Genomic DNA, 19082 nt, shown 5'->3' with positions numbered 1-19082 from the left:
CCGCCCCGCGCCGCGCCGCGCCGCGCCGCGCCGGCGATCTTGCAGTTGCTGCCCCGGTGATGCCGGATTCACCCCGTTATCGGAGGGCCGCAAGCGCAAGATCGCGTGGCGAGGGCGACGGCGTGGTCGCGCCAGGAGATCTTGGTACGGAGGGGCCCTCAGGAGGGCCGTTTCGTACCAAGATCCCGAACTCGGGAGCCTCAGGGCTGCCCGGAATGTTCTGTATGGGTGTTTGTAACGGTTTGGGGTTAACGGGTCATTGAGGGGGTTGGAGAGTTTTCTACCCACATATCGTGACCAGTTGCGATTCGGGCTCGTTGCCCAAGACGTGGGGGTTGCACTCAGAGACGCAGGGCGGTCGGTGACCAGCTGGTGCCGACGCCACACCATCGGCGGTGACGGAGCGGTGGCAGCCGTCCGTCGCGGACTGCGGCAGGGCGAGCCGGGAACGCTCAGCCGCGAACAGGAACTCGAACTCATCGACGTGCTCCGGGGCGTCCACCCCGACGAGTTCGGCCTCGACGAGGAGCTGTGGACACGGCAGAGCCTGACCGCTCTCATCGAGCGGCGGTTCGGGCTGGCGATGGACGCCGGCACCGTCGGGGCGTACCTCCGGGCCTGGGGTCTCGGGCCGCGCGAGCCGCGCGAGCGGGCCTGCGGCCTGTGCGTCGGCGCGGTCGAGCGCTGGGTGCGCAGCGAGTACCCGGCGATCACGCGGGCGGCCCAGGAGCACGCCGCGGAGGTCTACTGGATCGGCCGGGTACGTCTGCGCGGCACCATGCCCGCCGCCGACGTGGTCTCGGCGGTGTCCTCGCGGGGACGGGTGCGGTTCATGGTGACCACGCCGTCGGTGGACCCGCCGCTGCCCCGGGACTTCGTGCTGCGGCTCAGCGGCGCCGAGGAGCGCACCGTGCACCTGATCGTGGACGGCTCGTGGCCGCGCAACGAGTGGCCCCGCCGGCTGCCCCGCCGGGTCGTGCTGCACCCGCTGCCGAGCTGCGGTCGCGCCGTCGCCGCCGCCTGATCCGACGAAGATCGACTCGCGGGGGTACCGATTCGGTGATCCGGGAGGGGGTTTGCTACTCTTCTCGGGTCGCTGAGCCCCCGTAGCTCAGGGGATAGAGCACCGCCCTCCGGAGGCGGGAGCGCAGGTTCGAATCCTGCCGGGGGCACACTTGCTAAGAAATCGCACCAAGAGACCTTCACGAGCCCGACAGCCGCCCTGGCTGCCGGGCTCGTTCCATTTCCGGGCGATCCCTCGGCAGGCCGGGCGCGCTGGCTCCCTTGACCACCGATCCACTGCTTTACTACGTTACTAGTAAAGCAGTGAGGAGCACCGTGTTCGTCTTCCGGCTCGACACCCACTCCGGCGTGCCGCCGTACCTGCAACTCGTCCAGCAGGTCCGGCAGGCGGTGCTGCTGGGCTTCCTCCAGCCCGGTGACCGCCTCCCGCTCATCCGCGAGGTGGTCGAGGACCTGGCGATCAACCCGAACACCGTCGCCAAGGCGTACCGGCAGATGGAGCAGGAGAACCTGGTCACCGGCCGGCCCGGCCAGGGCACGTTCGTCAACGCACAGCAGTCGGCCGTCATGTCGGCGTCGACGTACACGTCGCTGCGCCGCGGCCTGGAGACCTGGTTGCGCCGCGCCTACGCGGCCGGCCTCGACGAACAGGCGGTCGACGCGCTCTTCACCTCCGTCCGCCAGCAGACGAGGAACGAGGACGTGGCGTGACAGCGAACGGGTTCGCGCTGCGCACCGACGGTGCGGGCAAGCGGTACCGGAAGGGCTGGGCGCTGCGTGACTGCACCCTGGCGCTGCCGGCGGGCGGCGTGATCGCCCTGGTCGGGCCGAACGGCGCGGGCAAGACCACGCTGCTGCGCCTGGTCGTCGGGTTGCTGGCACCGAGCACCGGCACGGTGGAGGTCCTCGGCCGGGACGTCACTGCGAGCACCCCGCAGACCCTGTCCCGGATCGGGTTCCTGGCCCAGGACCACCCGCTGTACAAGCGCTTCACAGTCGCCGAGATGCTCCGCTTCGGCCGGGCCTGCAACCTCCGCTTCGACCAGGGGTTGGCCGAGCGCCGGCTGGCGAAGCTGGGCATCCCGCTCGACCGCAGGGCCGGCACGCTCTCCGGCGGGCAGCAGGCCCAGGTCGCGTTGGCCCTGGCGCTGGCGAAGCGGCCGGACCTGCTCGTCCTCGACGAGCCGGTGGCCAGCCTCGACCCGCTGGCCCGGCACGAGTTCCTCCAGGTCCTCATGGGCGCGGTGGCCGAGGGCGGGGTGACCGTCCTGTTCTCCTCCCACGTCGTGCACGAGCTGGAGCGCGTCTGCGACCACCTGGTCGTGCTCAACCAGGGCCGGGTCACGCTCACCGGTGACATCGACACCCTCCTCGCCGAGCACCGGCTGCTCGTCGGCCCGCGCACGGCCGACGACCTCGACCGGGCCGGCACCGTCGTGGAGGCCGTCCACAGCGACAGGCACACGACCCTGCTGGTACGTGACGGCGGGCTCCCGGCCGCGCCCGGGTGGCAGGCCCAGCCGGTCGCGCTGGAGGATCTGGTGCTGGCGTACCTGCGCCGGCCGTCCGAGCCGGGCGCCGCGGTCACCTCGGGGGTGCCGGCGTGACGTGGTTGATCTGGCGCCAGCACCGGACCGAGGTCTGCGTCCTGGGTCTGCTCGTCGGCGTGTTCGGCGTCGCCCTGCTCGTTCTCGGGACGCAGGCCCACGACCTGTTCCCCGGCGGTCCCGCCCGGTGCGCGGGCCAGGCCGGCGTCGACACGGCCTGCACGGCCTCCTTCCGCCGGCTCGACGAGGAGTACGGGTACGTCGAGAACCTCCTGGCGGCCTTCTACCTGGTCCCCGTCGTCATCGGCGCGTTCCTCGGCGCACCGCTGCTGGCGCGCGAACTGGAGGACGGCACCTGGCAGCTCGCCTGGACGCAGGCCGTGCCGCGGATGCGCTGGCTGGCGGCAAAGCTCGCGGCACTGGCCGGCGTCACCGTCGCGCTCACCGGGGTGTTCACAGCGGTGCTCACCTGGTTCCGTCAGCCGTTCGACGCGTGGGAGGGGCGGTTCCAGTACGACGCATTCGACCTGGAGGGATTCGTTCCGGTGGCGTACGCGCTGTTCGCGTTCGGCGTCGCCACCGCCGCGGGGGCGATCCTGCGGCGCAGCCTGCCCGCGTTCGGCGTCGCGTTCGGGGCGTTCCTCGCCGCCCGGATGTCGGTGGGGCTGTTGGCCCGTCCCGCGTACGCCACGCCGCTCACCACCATGGAGCCGGTCCCCGCCGGCGGTTCGACGGACCGGGCGGGGCACCTGCCGGGCGTCGCCGACTGGGTGATCGAGCGCGGCTACGCCGACGCCACCGGGCGCAGGCTGAGCGGGGCCGAGTACGCCGAGCTGACGGACGCCGCCGACCGGGCCGGCACCAACCTCAACCAGTTCCTGCACGCGCGCGGCGTCCAGCAGTTCGGGGTCTACCACCCGGCGGACCGGTTCTGGACGTTCCAGCTCATCGAGGCGGCAGTGTTCGTCACCGTCGCGGCGATCCTGGTCGGTGTGGTGGTGTGGCGGGTCCGGCGCCGCCTCATCTAGCGGCCCGCACCGGAGATCCGGAGCCGCCCTCACCTTTGTCCCCCGATTCGGGGATGAGCAGGTCGTGAGCTGGCTAACCTCGCGGTGAACGGGTCGAAACCCAGCACCTGCGAAGGTGAGCCAGTTGCCCGAGACGCCGTTGACCAACCGTCCCAAGATGCACACCGGCGTACCCTCGTCGCTCACCACCGCGCAGCGGTGGGTCCTGCGCGGTGTCGCCGTCGCGGACGCGCCCTGCGGCCTGTGGTTCCTCGAAGCGGTGGCCGTTCGCACCGGCACCACGCCGGACGAGCCGGTCGACGCGACTGTGGAGGAGCTGATCGCGCGCGGGTTCCTCGTCGACACCGCGGCCGGGCTGCGACTGGCCTCGATCGCGCTGCGCGACGACGTCCTGCGGGACACGCCGGCCTCGGTGCGCCAGGCGCTGCGCGAGGCGGCCGCCGAGGTGCTCGCCGACGCCGGACGCCCGGCCCAGGCCGCCCGGCAGCTCCTGCGGGTCCTGCCGGCGGTGAGCCGGTCCGCCCGGGCGCTCGCCACGCGGCTGGCGGCCGACCCGGCGGTCGGACCCAGCCTCGCCGCGGACCTGCTGCTGGCCGCCCCGGCACCGGGCCCGGCCGACGAGCGCCTGGCCTGGCTGGTCGACGTCGCCGACAACCTCTACCTGGCCGGCCGGGTGGACGAGACGCTGCGCATGCTGCACCGGGAGGTCGCCGCCGACAGGTACGGGCCACGGCAGCGGGCGATGCTGCACGGGCGGCTCGGGGCCTACTACGCGACACAGCGCCCCTCGCTGTCCCTGACGTACCTCGGGCGGGCGCTGAACCAGGAGCTCGACGCCGCCGGGCGGAGCTGGACGCTCACCATGCTGGCGTCGCTGGCGGCCCGGTTCGGGCATCCCGACGCCGCCGAGCTGGTGGCGGCGGCGGAGCGGGCGCACGAGCGCAGCCCCTCCCCCGGCGGCGGCATCCGGCTGGCCCTGACGAACGCGTCCCGGGCCACCGCCACCGGCGACCTGCCCCGCGCCGCGCGGATCCTGCGGGAGGTGGACGCGGGCGAGCCGGCTGCCCGTACCCAGGCGATCTTCCTGCGCGTCGACCGGGTGGCGAACCAGATCGCGCTCGGCCGGTACGTCGACGCGGCGTCCGCGCTCGACGGCGTCGCCGGGGAGATCGACACGCTGGGCGCGGTGGCGCAGCCGCTGGTGACCGCGCTGGACTGCGTCCTGCGGCTGAGCACCGGCGAGCTGGCCGAGGCCGAGGCGCGGGCCCGCCTCGCGTTGGCCGAACGCGGTGTCGCCCTGCCGGCGCAGGCCCGGGTGGACCTGCTCGCCACGGTCGTGGAGGTGCTGCTGCGCCGGGGTGAGGTGGCCGCGGCCCGGAAGCTGCTGGCGGACGAACGCCCCACGGTGGGCTGGCCCGACGACATGCAGTGGTTCCGTCTGGGCTGCGCCGCCGCGGGCGACCCGGAACCGGGCCGGCACGCCGCGCTCCTGGGGGCCGCCTTCGCCATGCCGGACCGCTCGATGGCTCCCCTGCTGCTGGTGCCGCACCACGGCCCGCGGCTGGTCCGCGCGGCGCTGGCGCTGGGTGACCGGCAGCGGGCCGAGATCCTCGCCGACCACCTGAAGCGGGCCGCCGGGATGGCGAACAACGCGCTCTGGCGCGGGGTGGCGCACCAGGTCGACGGGCTGCTGACCGATGATCCGGCGGCGCTGCGCGCGGCGGTACGGCTGCTCCGCACCACCTCCGCCCGGCCGGCCCTGGCCGACGCGCTGCACGACCTGGCGCGGTCGCCCGGGCTGCCGCCGGCGGAGGCGCCCGGCCTGCTCGCCGAGTGCGCCGCGATGTACACCCGGATGGGTGCCGGCGTCGCCGGGGACGGGACGCCGGAGCCCGACGGCACGACGGGAGACGACGCCTGCCGCCCGGCCGTGGCCGCGCTGACCCCCGCCGAGGTGCGGGTGGCCGAACTGCTCGCGGTCGGCATGACGAAGCAGGAGGCGGCCCTGGACCTGTTCGTCTCGTTCCACACCGTCGACACCCACCTGCGTTCGATCTACGCGAAGCTCGGCGTCCACAACCGGGTGGAGCTGGCGCTGGTCTGGGAGTCGCGGGACGAAGGTTGAGGAATGCGGCGCGGAGCGCGGACACCACAGGGCCGCGGCGTCCGCGCTCAGCATCGCGTTCTCAGTGCCGTTGCAGCGGGCTCTTCGTCTTCGGAAGGGCCTCGATCAGCTCGCGTGGCACGTTGATCGTGTCCGCGACCACCTCCGGCGGGACGTTGGCCAGCCACTGGGCGAGCGACACGTCCTCGAACTTCGCGGTCCGGAACAGCTCCAGGTAGATGAAGGGCTTGTCACCGATGTTCTCGATGTAGTGGCCCATCGAGATCGGCACGTAGCCGACGTCGCCGGTCTCCATGTTGAAGGTGCGCGCGGTGCCGTGGTTGGCGAAGACGCCCATGCGTCCCTTGCCCGAGATCACGTACTGCATCTCCGCGCCGTTCGGGTGCCAGTGCAGTTCCCGCATCGCTCCGGGTTCGATCTCCACCATGGCGACGGTGGTGGTGATCGCCGCGGCGAAGTTGCTCGAGTCGGCGATGCGTACGCTGCCGCCCTCGAACTTCTCCGGTGTCTGGGCGAGCAGGCTGTGCTTGAACGTCCGGGGCACGTCGCCGGTGGGGCTGAAGACCCGGTCCTCGGCCAGCGGCGGCGGGCTCTGCCCCGGGAAGATGTACCGCTCGGACTCGGGCGGGAAGTTGGCCATCTGCTGCATCGTCCAGCCGAAGTTCTTGGCGATGACCTCCTTCGGCACGTGCGAGAAGAAGTCCGTGAGCTGGAACGTGGCGTCCTCGGAGTAGCAGCCGTCGTCGAAGACGAGCAGGAACTCCACGCCCTCGTCGTGCGCCTGGATGTGGTGCGGGATGCCGGCCGGGAAGTACCAGAGGTCGCCGGCCTTGACGTCCTCCAGGAAGTTGCGGCCCTCCTGGTCCACGGCGGCGATCCGGCAGCTGCCGGTGAGGACGAAGGCCCACTCGGACTGGATGTGCCAGTGCAGTTCCCGGTACGCCCCGGGGTTGAGCTTCATGTTCACGATCGCCAGGTCGTGGGCGATCGGCAGGAGCCGGTTGGTGACCTCCCGGGTCCAGCCGCCGCTCTCCTGCCGGGTGTGCGCCAGCGAGAACGGGAACACCAGGTTCGGCATGAGCCCGTTGTCTGTCGACGGCGGATGCACCAGGTCGGGGTGTGACTGGTCGATCGCCGGATTCCGCGGGACCGTGCCGACCATCTGGTGGTCCTTGGGCGATGATCCCATTCCGGCACGGTCATTGGATCGGGGCATGACGGATTTCCTTCCGGGTGTGGACCGCCGATTCGGCGGCCCGGGACGGGACGAACAACGCCCGCAGGTGTTCCGGGCTCTGAAAGGCCACCGCGAGCGGAATCGCGACACAGAGGAACAGCGACGCCGCGATGCTCCAGACCGGAGCATCCGTGGCGACTCCGGCGACGGCCAGCGCCGCGATCGAATAGAACGTGACGCGGATTCTGGCGACGGGGAGCACGAACATGCGCTCGGCCTCCTTCGGCTTCGAGTCTCGCCGTCGAGACGCAATTGCGATGCTGCCGAACCGGATGCCATTGGTGAATAACGCGATCGCGCCATTCACCGGAAACGACAGGAAACACTTTCCCCGACACTTCTGCGCATCGCGCGCCGCAGCGGTTTCACGGGCGGAACGAGGGGTAGGGAGGGCAATGTCCAATAACGCGGAGGATCGCTGGCGGGTGGGGGAATACGACTTCCACATACCGTTTCTGGCACTTGCGCTCTCCACCGGCCTCGCCGGTGTGGTAGACGCCTTCTCGTTCCTCAAGTACAAGGTGTTCGTGGGTATTCAGACCGGCAACGTGGCGTTCGTCGGAATGGGTGCCGCCGATCACCTGCCGGCGTGGCCGTCCGCGCTGGCGTCACTTGTCGCGTTCGGCCTGGGCGGCCTGCTCGGCGCCGGGATCCGCCGCGTGCGCCCGGCCGGACCGCTCACCCCGCCGGGCATGGAACTGCTCGCCATGCTGGCGCTGCTCGTGCTCTGGGGGCTGGTGGACCGGTCCCTCGACTCGGGGCGCGACTCGCTGACCGAGCGCACGCTCCTGACCGCGCTGCTGGCGTTCCCGGTCGGCATCCTCGGCGGGCTCGTCGTCCGCACGTTCGGCGTGCAGACCGCCACGTCGTACCAGACCGGCACAGTGCTGCGCACCACGAAGGGCATCGCCGACTGGGTGTTCGAGCCGGAGGGCCGCAGCGCGGCCGGGCGGCTCGCCGCGACCGGCCTGCTCTGCCTGGTCAGCTACGCGATCGGCGGGTTCGTCGGCGCGGCCACCGAGACCCGCCCGATCTGGACGATGATCGTCACCTGGGTGCTGGCAGTGGTGCTCATCGCGTTCACCTGGGGCAAGCGCCCACCGGCGACGGCGACCCGGCGCCGCTGACGCGGACCGGCGTCACCCGGCCTCGCGGCGGGCCTTGGCGCGGCGCTTGCCCTCGTGCATCGCCTGCACCCGGGCAACCGGGATGGTCCGCCCCTGCTCGACCAGGTCCGCCGGCAGGCGCTGCGGCGCGGGCAGCGCCTCAGCCCAGGGATCCCGGTCCCCCAGCAGGCCCGGCACGGTCCGCACGGTGAAGTCGGCCGGGGTCGCGCTCTCCAGATCGGTCCAGCCCACCGGGTACGACACCGGGGCGCCGGGCCGGATCCGGGGGCTGTAGGCGGCCACCACAGTCGCGCCGTACGCCCGGGTGGAGTCGACGAAGACGCGGCCGCCGCGGTCGGCGACGATGAACGCGGTGGTCGCGGCCGCCGGGTCGAGCCGTTCGGTACGGACGGCGAGAGCGCGGGTCGCGGCGGCGGCCTCCTCCGCCGTGGTGGCCGGGTCCACCGGTACGACCACGTGCAGCCCCTTGGCACCGCTCGTCTTCACCGCGCCGGCGAGCCCGGCGTCGGCGAGCGCCTGCCGGACCAGCAGGGCGACCCGCACCACGGCGCCGAACGCGTCCCCCTCCGGCGGGTCCAGGTCGAGCACCAGGTGGGACGGGTGCTCGGGCGCACCGGCGCGGGCCAGCGTCGGGTGGTACTCCACCGCCCGCTGGTTGGCGAACCAGAGCAGCGTCCGCCGGTCGTCGCAGAGCGCGTACGAGATCCGCCGGTGCGACGCCTCCGCCCACACCTCGGTGCGGCGCACCCAGCCGGGCGTGTACTTCGGCAGGTTCTTCTGCATGAACGGCTCCTGGCCGGGCCGCACCCGCAGCACCGACAGCGGCCGGTCCCGCAGTTCCGGCAGGATCCGGTCGGCCATCGCGTCGAGGTAGTCGACCAGGTCGCGTTTGGTCGCCCCGGCGCCGTCGAACAGCGGCTGGTCGAGGTTGGTCAGCGACACTCCGGCCCGGGTCTCGTCGGCGGCACCCATCGGACCACCATCCCGGGCCGGGCCCGGCTCGGCAACCCCGACACGGTGCCCGGCGCGCCGCACCGGCCGGCACCTGCGACGATCGGGGGCGTGGGTGAGGCGGAGTCGGAGCGGTGCGGACCGGACGCGGCGGGGCAGGCGAGCGCCTGCACCGTGCGGGAGGCGCTGGACCGGGTCGGCGGCAAGTGGGCCATCGGCGTCCTGATCGCCGCCTCGGCCGGCCCGGTCCGCTTCACCGAGCTGGAGCGCCGGGTGGAGGGGATCAGCCGCCGGATGCTCACGCTGACGTTGCGCAATCTGGAGCGGGACGGGCTGCTTCACCGGCACGTGCATCCCACGGTGCCGCCGAAGGTGGAGTACACCGCCACACCGATGGCCCGGGAGCTGTACGAGTCGCTGGTGGCGCTGACGAGCTGGGCGGAGCGGCACCGGGAGGCGATCAGCGCGGCCCGGGCCGAGTACGACCGCACACACGGCCGCCCACCGGCCTGACCTGCGAAAACGGGTCGTTGTGGCGAACGCCACGCGCGCGATCTGACCGATCGGTCAGCACCTGACCGATCGGTCAGGCATGCTGGAGGACATGGCGCGACCCACCACCGCCACCCACGACGAGCTGCTGGCCGCGGCCGCTCGCCGGTTCGCCGTCACCGGGTACAAGGGCACCTCGCTGCAGGACATCGCCCGCGATGTCGGCTGCTCCAAGGCGACGGTGCTCTACCACTTCGCCAGCAAGGACGCCCTGCTCTGCGAGCTGATGGCCCCGGCCATCACGATGCTGGAGGAGCTGGACGTCCGCATCGCCGCGCACACCGGCGCCGAGGCCCAACGCGTCGCCGCGGACGGCTTCGTCGACCTGGCGGTCCGCTTCCGCCGGGAGATCGCGCTGCTCCGGGGCGAGTTCCCCGATCTGCTCCAGCAGCCCGCGTTCGCCCACATCCAGCAGATCTCCGAACAACTCATCGCCGCCTTCTCCGGCTTCTCCGACCGTCCGGAGGCACGCGTCGCGGCGCTCGTCGTGCTCGCCGGCATCGCCGAGACCTGCGGCGAGTTCCTGGACATCCCCGACGACCAGCTGCGACCCGCGCTGCTCGCCGTGGCGTACCGCGCGCTCGAAGTCACCACCTGATCCGAACCCCGAGGACAAGGAAGGTCCATGGCGACCCTGCTGTACCGGCTCGGCCGGGCATCCCTGCGCCGGCGGCGACTCGTCGCCGTCGTCTGGCTCGTCGTACTCGTCGGACTCGGCCTGGCCGCGGCCACGCTGAGGGGCCCGACGGCGAGCAACTTCACCATGCCGGGCACCGAGTCGCAGAAGGCGATCGACCTGCTCGCCGACCGCTTCCCGGCGGCCAGCGGCGCCACCGGCACGATCGCGATCAAGGCGCCGCAGGACGGCGCGCTGACCTCACCCGCCGGACAGGCGGTGGTCAAGCAGGTCACGCAGGAGGCGGCCACGCTCCCGGGCGTGGTCGGCGCGGTCGACCCGTACCAGGCGCAGGCGCTCACCCCGGACGGCCGGTACGCGCTGATCCAGGTGCAGTTCGCCGGCGGCGCGGACGAGGTGACCGACGAGCAGCGCGACGCGTACGAGAAGGTCGGCGCGCAGGCCGAGGCGCAGGGCTGGCAGATCGCCCCCGGCGGCGAGGTGCTCAACGGTGAGCCGGAGGTCGGCTCGACCGAGGCGATCGGCGTGCTGGTCGCGGCGATCGTTCTGGTGATCACGTTCGGCTCGCTCGTGGCGGCCGGGATGACCATGCTGAACGCGCTCATCGGCGTCGGCGTCGGCATGGCCGGTCTGTTCGCGCTCAGCGGCGCGGTCGAGCTGACCAGCACCGCGCCGATCCTGGCGCTGATGCTCGGCCTCGCGGTCGGCATCGACTACTCGCTGTTCATCACCTCCCGGCACCGGCAGAACCTGCTCGACGGGCTCCCCCCGGAGGAGGCGGTCGGCCGTGCGGTCGGCACCGCCGGCTCGGCTGTGGTCTTCGCCGGCGCGACGGTCGTGGTGGCGCTCGCCGGCCTTGCCGTGGTGGGCATCCCGTTCCTCACCGTGATGGGCCTGGCCGCCGCCGGCACCGTCACAGTGGCCGTGCTGGTGGCGATCACGCTGGCTCCGGCGCTGCTCGGCTTCGCCGGACACAAGGTGCTGCCGCGCAAGCTGCGTGACCGCAAGGCGGTCGAGGACCCGACCACCGGCTCGGAGGACCGCTCCGGCTTCGGCTTCCGCTGGGCGCGGTGGGTGACCAGACTGCGCATCCCGGTGATCCTGGTCGGGCTGCTCGGCCTCGGCCTGCTCGCGATCCCGGCCCAGGACATGCGCCTGGCGCTGCCGGACGCCTCCGCCGCCGCCGAGGGCACCCCGGCCCGGGTCAGCAGCGATCTGATCCGCGAGGGCTTCGGCCCCGGCTTCACCGGTCGGCTCGCGGTCGTGGTGACCGCCGACTCGCCGCAGGCCACCCAGGCCGCCATCCCGCAGGTGACCGCGCTGGTCCAGAAGACCGACGGGGTGCTGGCCGTGGCCCCGCCGCAGGTCGACCCGTCGGGGCGTACCGCGCTGATCGGGGTGATCCCGAAGACCGGGCCGACCGAGGAGGCCACCGAGACGGTGGTGCACGACATCCGCAAGCAGGTGTCGGGCATCCAGAACGCCGACGTGCTGCTCACCGGCGTCACCGCTGTCGGCATCGACGTGTCGGAGAAGCTCTCCGACGCGCTGCCGGTCTACCTGCTGCTGGTGGTGGGTCTGTCGATCCTGCTGCTGATGCTGGTGTTCCGGTCGATCCTGGTGCCGGTCAAGGCGGCGCTGGGCTTCCTGCTCACCGTGGCGGCCACGTTCGGCATCACCGTGGCGGTGTTCCAGCAGGGCCACCTGGCCGACCTGGTCGGCCTGGACACCCCCGCCCCGCTGGTCAGCTTCCTGCCGATCCTGCTCATCGGCATCCTGTTCGGCCTGGCCATGGACTACGAGGTCTTCCTGGTCTCCCGGATGCGCGAGGACTTCGTACACGGCGACACCGCCCAGCAGGCCACCATCAACGGCATGGGGCACGGCGCCCGGGTGGTCACCGCCGCCGCGCTCATCATGATCTCGGTGTTCGGCGGCTTCGTCTTCCTGGAGGACCCGATCATCAAGTCGATGGGCTTCGCGCTCGCGATCGGTGTCGCCATCGACGCGTTCGTGGTCCGGATGACGATCGTGCCGGCGGTGATGTCGCTGCTGAACAACGCCGCATGGTGGCTGCCGCGCTGGCTGAACAAGATCCTGCCCAACGTGGACGTCGAGGGTGAGGGCCTGCGCGCCCACCTCGCCGAGAAGCAGCACGCGAACGTGTGATCCGCACGGGTGGGGCCCCCGCGGGGCCCCACCCGTCACACGCCCGCCGGATACGTCTCCATCTCACCGGGCGTGACGCACGTCGGCAGCGGGTGCAGCGCTGTGGCCTCGTCGCACCAGATGAACGCGTCGTAGCGCTCACCCAGCCGGGTCGGCACGTAGTTGCCCCAGGACTCGAAGCTCGGGTCGTACACCACCCCGATGGCCCGGTGGTCCGCCTCGCCGGTCACCCATTCCGGCTGGCCGTCGCCGCCGAAGACCAGCACTGCCCGGTCCGGCATCAGCTCGTGCAGCCGATGCTCCACCGAGCCCTCCCGCGCCGGTGGGACCACCATCGTCTCGGCCGGTGAGCCCCAGCGCGGCGCGGCCACCACGCTGCCGCGCCAGCTGCCGAAGCCGATCAGCGCCACCGCGTCCCGGCCGTGCCGTTCCCGGCCGAGCTGCCCGATGTTGACCATGCCGTCCGCCGCCATGTCGGTGGCCCGGGCATCGCCGACGTGCGTGTTGTGCGCCCACACGATGCCCCGCGAGCCCGGCCCGTATCGGTCGAGCAGCCGGTCGAGCGTGTCGGCCATGTGGACGTCGCGGACGTTCCACGACTCGGGGCCGCCGCCGACCATGGCCCGGTAGTACCGCTCCGCGCCGGCCACCACCTCCGCGTTCTGCCAGGCCGAGAAGCGGTCCGGGCCGTCCGTGGCGGCCTGTTCCCGGGTACGCGCCAACAGCCGGACCACCTCCTCCTCGCACCGGGCGGAGACGAACCGGCTGGCCATCCCGTACTCCTCGGCCCGTTTGCCGTACGGCTCGAAGCAGCGGTACGCCTCCTGGGCCGCCTCCAGCGAGGCCGGATCCTCCTCACCGAGGTAGTCGAAGATGGCCTGCATCGACTCCCAGAGGGAATACACGTCCAGCCCGTGGAAGCCGGCCCGCTCCCCCTCGGGGCGTTCCAGGTTCCACGCCCGCAGCCAGCGGCAGAAGCGGGCCACCTCGGCGTTCGCCCACATCCAGGTGGGCCAGCGTTCGAACCGTTCCAGCGCGGCGAGCGGATCGGCCGGCCCGTCCGGCGCGCCCACCACCGACCGGTGCACCCGGTCGCAGTCCGGCCAGTCCCCCTCCACCGCCACGAAGTCGAACCCCTGTTCGGCGATGAGCCGCCGGGTCAACTGCTCCCGCAGCCGGTAGTAGTCGTAGCTGCCGTGCGTCGCCTCGCCGATCATCACCACCCGGGCGTCCCGCACGCGGTCCAGCAAGGGGTCGAAGTCGCTCGGCGCGCCGAGCCGCTGTACCAGCATGTCAGCGGCTACCCGGGGCCCGCCGGGACAAACCGCCGCCGCTGGGTCCGGCGGCGGGCGTACGGCGGACCCGGGCCGTACCCGCCGGCGGGCATGGTGCCGGGCTCAGTGGGTAGCCGGGCGGCATGACCGTCACCGGTGCGCAGTTGCGGGAGTTCCTGGCCGGGCTCGACTACCCGGTCTCGCGGGAGGACCTGGTCCGCTGGGGCCAGGAGAACGGCGCCGACACCGAGGCGCTGCAGGCGCTGCGGTCCCTGCCGGCCGAGGAGTTCCACACCCCCACCGAGCTGGGCGAGGCGCTGGTCACGCTGGCCGACGCCTGACCGGTGGGTGTTAAGCGGGGGCCCCTCCTCTACCGGAGGCGTTAAGAAGGGGCCCTTCCTTACATCTCGACGGTGCGGCCCTGGGCGCGGGCGGTCTGCGCGGCGTCCAGCACCGCCACCACCTCGCGGCCGAACCGCACGTCGCAGCGGTGGTCGCGGGTGCCCGCGTCGACCTCCTCCAGCAACTGGTCGAGCGCGGCGCCGAACGCCTGGAGCGCGCTGCCGTCGCCGGGCGGGACGGTCTCGGTGCCGTTCTCGCCGAAGAAGACGAAATCCCGGGTGACCGCCTCGGACGGCGCGTCCAGGGTGAGCGAGAGCGAACTGGTCGCGCCGCCGTCGTGGGTGAGCAGCAGGTGCACCAGGCCGCTCGGGCCGTCCATCGCGGCGACCCGGGTGACCCGGCCGAGCACCGGCAGGATCAGCGACAACGCGTGCGGGCCGATGTCCCAGAGCGCGCCGCGCTCCCGCCGCCAGGTCGAGTCGCCGTACGGGTTCCCGGGCTGGAAGATCGACGCGAACATGGTGGCGCGGGCGTGCTGCCAGCCGCCGGCCGCCGCGGTCGAGGCGAGGAAACCGGTGACGTTCGGGTGGAAGCGCTGGGTGAAGAAGACCACCGAGGCCACCCCGGACGCCTGCGCCGCGTCGACCACCCGGTCGGCGTCGGCGAGGTCGAGCGCCAGCGGCTTGTCCAGCAGCAGGTGCCGCCCGGCGGTGGCGGCCCGCACGGCGATGTCGGCCTGCACGTCCGGCGGGAGCGCCACGGCGACCGCGTCGCAGGCGTCGATGAGCGCGTCGACGTCGGTGAAGGCCGGTACGCCGTGCCGGGTGGCCAGTTCCTCCGCCTTCGCGGGGTTGCGCCCCCAGACGCCGGCGAGCCGGGCCCGCGGGTGCGCCTCGATGGCCGCGGCGTGCGTCTCCGCCGCCCAGTAACCCGTGCCGAACAACCCGAACCGCACCCCGGCCCCCTGCCGTCGACGTCCGCCACCGGCGTACGCCGGGACCGTGATCCACGCTAGTCCCCCGGCCCGTCCGGCGTGCCCCGACCCGGCGGGCGAGCCGCTACTACACCGGTTAGTAGGCTGTGCCGGTGAACGACACCGTGTCGACGACCAGCGCGGCGGCCGCCTCCGCCTCCCCGGTGGAAGGGCCGCTCGCCACGGTCGCGATCGTGATCTCGCTGGCGCTCGCCGTCTGGGCCCTGGTGGCGGCGGTACGCCACCGGCCGCCGGACCGGATCCAGTTCGTCGGCCTGGCCGTGCTGGAGGTGGCGCTGCTCGCGCTCACCGTGACGGCGCTCGTCGCGCTCGGCGGCGGCGAGCGGCCGGGCGAGCCGGGCGCGTTCTTCGGCTACCTGGCGACGCTCGTCTGCCTGCCGCCGCTGGCCTGGGTGCTGGCCCGGATGGAGCCGACCCGCTGGGGCTCGGGCATCGTCTGCGCGATCTGCCTGGTCACGCCCGTGGTGGCGGTACGGCTCCAGCAGACCTGGGAGGTCCTCGGTGGCTGAGACCACGACCGCGCACGAGCAGCGCGCCACCAACCGCGGCCCGGGACGGCTGCTGATCGCCATCTACATCGTCTTCGCCATCGCCGCGACCTCGCGGGCCGGCTTGCAGATCGCCACGAAGTTCGACGAGGCGCCGGTGGCGTACCTGCTCTCCGCGCTCGCCGCGCTGATCTACATCGTGGCGGCGGTCGGGCTGGCCCGCGCCGGGCACACCGGCCGCCGGGTCGCGCTCGCCTGCTGCACAGTCGAACTGGTCGGCGTGCTCGGCGTGGGCGTGCTGAGCATCGCCGACAAGGAGCTGTTCCCGGACGAGACGGTGTGGTCCGACTTCGGCAGCGGCTACGGCTACGTGCCGCTGGTGCTGCCGGTGCTCGGCCTGTTCTGGCTCTGGCGCACCCGGCGCGACCCCGCCTGAGCGGGCCCGCGCCGGGTCGGGCCGGTCAGTCCTTCGGACCGCCGGCGACGTAGATGACCTGACCGGAGACGAAGGACGCCCCCTCGCTGGCCAGGAACGAGATGGTGTGCGCGACGTCCTCCGGGCGGCCGGGACGGCGTACCGGGATCTCGGCGGCGGCGTGCTTCTGGAGATCGTCGAAGTCGACCTTCATCCGCGCCGCGGTCGCGGCGGTCATGTCGGTGACGATGAAGCCCGGCGCGACCGCGTTGACGGTCACCCCGAACGGGCCCAGCTCGATCGCCAGCGTCTTGGTGAAGCCCTGGAGGCCGGCCTTGGCGGCCGAGTAGTTGGCCTGGCCCCGGTTGCCGAGCGCGGAGGTGCTGGACAGGTTGACGATCCGGCCCCACTTCGCCTCGACCATGTGCTTCTGCGCGGCCTGGCTGAACAGGAACGCCCCGCGCAGGTGCACGCCCATGACCGTGTCCCAGTCGCCGTCGGTCATCTTGAACAGCAGGTTGTCGCGCAGCACACCGGCGTTGTTGACGAGCACTGTCGGTGCGCCCAGTTCGGCGGCGATCCGTTCCACGGCGGCCTCGACCTGGGTCCGGTCGGACACGTCGGCGCCGACGCCGAGAGCCCGGCCGCCGGCCGAGCCGATGGCGTCCACCGTCTCCTTGGTGGCGGACTCGTCGATGTCGACCACGGCGACGGCCATGCCGTCGGCCGCCAGCCGGCGTGCGGTCGCCGCGCCGATGCCGCGCGCGGCTCCGGTGACGATGGCGACGCGGGGCTCCTCCGACATGCTTACCTCCCGGTAACTTGTGGCTCGATCGAAGGAGCTTAACCCGCCGGTACGCCGCCCCCTACCGCTCGTGGCCCCGGCAGAGCCGGATCCACCGGTAGCCGTACCCGCCGAGCTTGAGCCGGTCGAGCTTGCCCACGTCCTCGTAGTTGCGGTCGCTGAGCACGTCGATCGGCAGGTCCGCCTCCGGCGCCAGCGTGCTCAGGTCGACCTCGACGTCTTCGGTGCCGAGGTTGTGCAGGAAGACCATGGTCCCGGTACGACCGTCGGCGCGGTGCGCGAGCACGCCCGACGGCATCGGCACGTCGATGTGGGTGGTGCTGCCCGAGCCGGTCTCCGGCGCCTCGCGCAGCGTCCGGATCATCCGCTCGAACCAGCCGAGCAGCGAGCGCGGATCCTTGCGCTGGGCGGTGACGTTGACCTTCTGGTAGCCGTACTCGCCCTTGTCGATCACCGGGCGGACCAGCTTCTCCGGCTCGGCCGTGGAGAACCCGGCGTTGTCCGCGTACGACCACTGCATCGGGGTACGGATCGCGTCGCGCCCGTCCAGCGACAGGTTCTCCCCCATGCCGATCTCCTCGCCGTAGCGCAGCACCGGCGTGCCGCGCAGCGAGAACTGGAGCGAGTACGCCAGCTCCATGTGCCGGCGGTCGTTGCCGAGCATGGGCGCGAGACGACGGCGGATGCCCCGGCCGTAGAGCTGCATGTTCTCGTCCGGCCCGAACTTCGCCAGCACGTCGTTGCGCTGGTCGGCGGTGAGCCGGGACAGGTCGATCTCGTCGTGGTTGCGCAGGAACGTCGCCCACTGGCCGCCGGTGGGCAGCTTCGGGGTGTCGCGCAACGCCTCGATGATCACCTCCGGGTCCTCCCGGGCCAGGGCGAGCATCAGCCGGCCGTTGAGCATGAAGTCGAAGAGCATGTGGATCCGGTTGCCCGAGCCGCTGCCGTCGCCGAAGTAGACGGGCAGCTCGTCCGGCTCGACGTTCGCCTCGGCCAGCAGGACCGCGTCGCCGCGCCGCCACTGCACGTGCTGGCGCAGGTCGGTGAGGAAGTCGAAGTCCTTCGGCGAGTTCGGGTTGCCCGGCTCGGTGCGCTCGATGATGAACGGCACCGCGTCCATCCGGAAGCCGGAGACGCCGAGCTGGAGCCAGAACGAGGTGATCTTCTTGATCTCCGCGCGGACGTTCGGGTTCTCGATGTTCAGATCCGGCTGGAACTTGTAGAAGCGGTGGTAGTACCACGCCTTGGCGGTCCGGTCGTAGGTCCACGTCTCGTGCTGCTCGCCGGGGAAGACCATGCCCTGGTGGCGGTCGTCCGGCTCGTGGTCGGCCCAGACGTACCAGTCCCGGTACGGCGAGTCGGGCGAGGACCGGGCCGACTGGAACCACGGGTGCTGGTCCGAGGTGTGGTTGACCACCAGGTCGATGATCACCCGGATGCCCCTGTTGCTCGCCTGATGCAGCAGTTCGGCGAAGTCGCCGAGCGTCCCCAGGCGCGGGTCGACGTTGTAGAAGTCGGTGGCGTCGTACCCGTCGTCCTCGTTCGGCGAGGGGTGGATCGGGTTCAGCCACAGGCAGGTCACGCCGAGCCGGGCCAGGTAGTCCAGCCGGCCGATCAGCCCCTGGAAGTCACCCACCCCGTCGCCGTCGGAGTCCGCGTACGTGTCGACGTCGAGGCAGTAGACGACCGCCTCCTGATACCACCTGTCACCCATGCGAGGACTACTTCTCCGAACGCGCGCGACGGCAAACCCGGTACGGTGCTCCGATGAGCGAGGAGGCGTACGACTGGTCCGCCGGCACCTGGCTGAACCCGCCGGAGCGGGCCGAGCCGGACGGTCGCGGCCTGCTGGTCGAGCCGCACGGCGGCAGCGACTTCTGGCGGCGCACCAGCTACGGCTTCGTGCACGACGACGGCTCGGCACTGCTCGCGCCGTTCCCCGCGGGCAGCGCCGTGGAGGTGTCGTTCGTCCTCGACTACTCGGCCCGGTTCGACCAGGCCGGCGTGCTGGTCCGGGTGGACGAGCGGCGGTGGACCAAGGCCGGGGTCGAGGTGAGCGACGGTTCGCCGCAGGTGGGCGCCGTGGTCACCGACGAATTCTCCGACTGGTCGGTGGCGCCGGTGCCGCAGTGGTCGGGCCGGGAGGTGACGGTCCGGGTGAGCCGGGCCGGCGACGCGCTCACCGTGCGGGCCCGGTGCGAGGACGAGCCGTGGCGGCTGGTCCGTGTCGCCCCGCTCGATCCGGCGGCGCAGGCGTCGGCCGGACCGTACTGCTGCTCGCCCAGCCGGGGCGGCCTGCTGGTCCGCTTCACCGGCTGGCGGCGGGGTCCGGCGGACGCCGCGCTGCACCCGGAGGGCTGAGTCACAG

Annotated in this window: 20 protein-coding genes and 1 tRNA gene; 14 read left to right on the top strand and 7 right to left on the bottom strand. The window is 72.3% G+C overall.

Translation table 11 applies throughout. The features are described from left to right. Nucleotides 1–328: 328 nt before the first annotated feature. The 6 genes from ABD52_RS13450 to ABD52_RS13425 all read left to right on the top strand — a co-directional run bounded on the left by ABD52_RS13450 (nt 329) and on the right by ABD52_RS13425 (nt 5723). On the top strand, nt 329–1024 hold the full coding sequence (locus ABD52_RS13450) for a winged helix-turn-helix domain-containing protein (protein ID WP_026267749.1): 696 nt from the start codon (nt 329–331) through the stop codon (nt 1022–1024). A gap of 76 nt (nt 1025–1100) precedes the next feature. Next, nucleotides 1101–1172: transfer RNA gene (locus tag ABD52_RS13445), tRNA-Arg, on the top strand. A 166-nt stretch (nt 1173–1338) separates the two neighbouring features. Further along, on the top strand, nt 1339–1734 hold the full coding sequence (locus ABD52_RS13440; protein WP_047892028.1) for a GntR family transcriptional regulator: 396 nt from the start codon (nt 1339–1341) through the stop codon (nt 1732–1734). Beyond that, complete coding sequence (locus tag ABD52_RS13435) at nt 1731–2630, top strand: ABC transporter ATP-binding protein (protein ID WP_047892027.1); 900 nt, start codon at nt 1731–1733, stop codon at nt 2628–2630. The genes ABD52_RS13440 and ABD52_RS13435 overlap by 4 nt, the downstream gene beginning before the upstream one ends. Beyond that, entirely contained in the window at nt 2627–3598 is a 972-nt protein-coding gene (locus tag ABD52_RS13430) for an ABC transporter permease subunit (RefSeq protein ID WP_047892026.1), read from the top strand. The genes ABD52_RS13435 and ABD52_RS13430 overlap by 4 nt, the downstream gene beginning before the upstream one ends. Before the next feature lie 115 nt (nt 3599–3713). Further along, nucleotides 3714–5723, top strand: coding sequence for a helix-turn-helix transcriptional regulator (locus ABD52_RS13425; RefSeq protein WP_047892025.1), 2010 nt, complete (start codon nt 3714–3716; stop codon nt 5721–5723). A gap of 61 nt (nt 5724–5784) precedes the next feature. On the opposite strand, the gene ABD52_RS13420 is transcribed toward ABD52_RS13425, so the two are convergent. Together ABD52_RS13420 and ABD52_RS13415 are read right to left on the bottom strand one after the other, a co-directional pair. After that, nucleotides 5785–6885: a cupin domain-containing protein gene (locus ABD52_RS13420; RefSeq protein ID WP_047892024.1), complete on the bottom strand. Its 1101-nt coding sequence runs from the start codon at nt 6883–6885 to the stop codon at nt 5785–5787. A gap of 37 nt (nt 6886–6922) precedes the next feature. After that, nucleotides 6923–7267: a hypothetical protein gene (locus tag ABD52_RS13415; protein ID WP_225319765.1), complete on the bottom strand. Its 345-nt coding sequence runs from the start codon at nt 7265–7267 to the stop codon at nt 6923–6925. Nucleotides 7268–7355: 88 nt separating this feature from the next. On the opposite strand from ABD52_RS13415, the gene ABD52_RS13410 reads away from it, so the two are divergent. Next, nucleotides 7356–8087, top strand: coding sequence for a DUF1275 family protein (locus ABD52_RS13410; protein WP_047892023.1), 732 nt, complete (start codon nt 7356–7358; stop codon nt 8085–8087). A gap of 12 nt (nt 8088–8099) precedes the next feature. Here ABD52_RS13410 and ligD read toward each other — a convergent pair whose 3' ends face one another. Next, nucleotides 8100–9059 carry a non-homologous end-joining DNA ligase gene (ligD, locus tag ABD52_RS13405; RefSeq protein WP_030271808.1) on the bottom strand — a complete coding sequence of 320 codons (960 nt, stop codon included), beginning with the start codon at nt 9057–9059 and terminating at the stop codon, nt 8100–8102. A 90-nt stretch (nt 9060–9149) separates the two neighbouring features. Between ligD and ABD52_RS13400 the strand changes: the two genes are divergently transcribed. From ABD52_RS13400 to ABD52_RS13390, 3 genes are all read left to right on the top strand, one after another. Further along, nucleotides 9150–9551, top strand: a complete 402-nt coding sequence (locus ABD52_RS13400) for a helix-turn-helix domain-containing protein (RefSeq protein WP_047892022.1) — start codon at nt 9150–9152, stop codon at nt 9549–9551. Between the two features lie 91 nt (nt 9552–9642). Beyond that, nucleotides 9643–10188 (top strand): TetR/AcrR family transcriptional regulator, encoded by a 546-nt coding sequence (locus ABD52_RS13395; protein WP_013288294.1) that lies wholly within the window; start codon nt 9643–9645, stop codon nt 10186–10188. A 27-nt stretch (nt 10189–10215) separates the two neighbouring features. Continuing rightward, the gene (locus ABD52_RS13390) at nt 10216–12396 is read left to right on the top strand and encodes an MMPL family transporter (RefSeq protein ID WP_047892021.1); all 2181 of its coding nucleotides are present in this window, start codon (nt 10216–10218) and stop codon (nt 12394–12396) included. A gap of 35 nt (nt 12397–12431) precedes the next feature. On the opposite strand, the gene ABD52_RS13385 is transcribed toward ABD52_RS13390, so the two are convergent. Continuing rightward, entirely contained in the window at nt 12432–13688 is a 1257-nt protein-coding gene (locus ABD52_RS13385; RefSeq protein WP_047892020.1) for an erythromycin esterase family protein, read from the bottom strand. Nucleotides 13689–13813: 125 nt separating this feature from the next. Between ABD52_RS13385 and ABD52_RS13380 the strand changes: the two genes are divergently transcribed. Next, on the top strand, nt 13814–14011 hold the full coding sequence (locus ABD52_RS13380) for a DUF2795 domain-containing protein (RefSeq protein WP_013288297.1): 198 nt from the start codon (nt 13814–13816) through the stop codon (nt 14009–14011). 59 nt (nt 14012–14070) lie between these two features. Here ABD52_RS13380 and ABD52_RS13375 read toward each other — a convergent pair whose 3' ends face one another. Then, on the bottom strand, nt 14071–14967 hold the full coding sequence (locus ABD52_RS13375) for a Gfo/Idh/MocA family protein (RefSeq protein ID WP_013288298.1): 897 nt from the start codon (nt 14965–14967) through the stop codon (nt 14071–14073). A 125-nt stretch (nt 14968–15092) separates the two neighbouring features. Between ABD52_RS13375 and ABD52_RS13370 the strand changes: the two genes are divergently transcribed. Beyond that, nucleotides 15093–15515: a hypothetical protein gene (locus ABD52_RS13370; protein ID WP_047892019.1), complete on the top strand. Its 423-nt coding sequence runs from the start codon at nt 15093–15095 to the stop codon at nt 15513–15515. Further along, nucleotides 15508–15930 carry a hypothetical protein gene (locus ABD52_RS13365; RefSeq protein WP_047892018.1) on the top strand — a complete coding sequence of 141 codons (423 nt, stop codon included), beginning with the start codon at nt 15508–15510 and terminating at the stop codon, nt 15928–15930. The genes ABD52_RS13370 and ABD52_RS13365 overlap by 8 nt, the downstream gene beginning before the upstream one ends. 25 nt (nt 15931–15955) lie before the next feature. On the opposite strand, the gene fabG is transcribed toward ABD52_RS13365, so the two are convergent. Beyond that, nucleotides 15956–16714 (bottom strand): 3-oxoacyl-ACP reductase FabG, encoded by a 759-nt coding sequence (gene fabG / locus ABD52_RS13360; RefSeq protein WP_047892017.1) that lies wholly within the window; start codon nt 16712–16714, stop codon nt 15956–15958. 61 nt (nt 16715–16775) lie between these two features. After that, entirely contained in the window at nt 16776–18428 is a 1653-nt protein-coding gene (locus tag ABD52_RS13355) for an alpha-amylase family protein (protein WP_047892016.1), read from the bottom strand. Nucleotides 18429–18481: 53 nt separating this feature from the next. On the opposite strand from ABD52_RS13355, the gene ABD52_RS13350 reads away from it, so the two are divergent. Continuing rightward, nucleotides 18482–19075: a DUF1349 domain-containing protein gene (locus ABD52_RS13350; protein WP_047892015.1), complete on the top strand. Its 594-nt coding sequence runs from the start codon at nt 18482–18484 to the stop codon at nt 19073–19075. The last annotated feature ends 7 nt before the right edge of the window (nt 19076–19082 follow it).

The organism is Micromonospora sp. RV43 (genome assembly GCF_001029515.1).
GTDB lineage: Bacteria > Actinomycetota > Actinomycetes > Mycobacteriales > Micromonosporaceae > Micromonospora > Micromonospora aurantiaca.
The sequence above is the reverse complement of the archived record's forward strand: the minus strand, read 5'-3'. Positions and strand labels throughout refer to the sequence as shown.